Origin of the sequence: Photobacterium chitinilyticum, from assembly GCF_004104355.1 — a bacterium.
In the GTDB taxonomy this organism is placed as follows: Bacteria; Pseudomonadota; Gammaproteobacteria; order Enterobacterales; family Vibrionaceae; genus Photobacterium; species Photobacterium chitinilyticum.
This window is the reverse complement of the sequence record NZ_RJLM01000261.1, coordinates 1-373: the sequence shown is the minus strand read 5'-3', so window position 1 is coordinate 373 and position 373 is coordinate 1. Positions and strand designations below refer to the sequence as shown.

Annotated in this window: 1 protein-coding gene; it reads right to left on the bottom strand. The window is 46.4% G+C overall.

From position 1 onward, the window contains the following. Positions 1-50: 50 nt before the first annotated feature. Positions 51-373 (bottom strand): hypothetical protein (locus EDI28_RS28295; protein ID WP_233353542.1); only part of this gene is annotated, 323 nt, incomplete at its 5' end.

The window sequence follows — 373 nt, the reverse complement described above, 5'->3', positions numbered from 1 at the left end:
AAAGGTACAATCAGAAGAAATCTTTCAGGTAAAGGAGACACAACCACTTTTTATGAAGAAAGTAAAAGAAGGTTACAGCAGGATCGCCACTGGCTTCTATTCTGAGCCATATCTGATAACGTCTCTAGCCACTGTGTAGCACCATCTCTCAGACCCCAACCAGTGAGTCGTGAAGGACCAACAGAAGCCAGTGCTTTGCAGCTTTCTTTCATACCACGACACCATGTCATGCACTGACCACCTCTCCGCTTCTTCCAACCAGTCCCAGAGTCGGCAAATAATGCACGACGTGGAATTCTCTGGGACGACATTCGGAGAACATGTCCAAGCCACCGAAGTAGGTGTTTCAAGATGGTGACACCAATTGAATTAT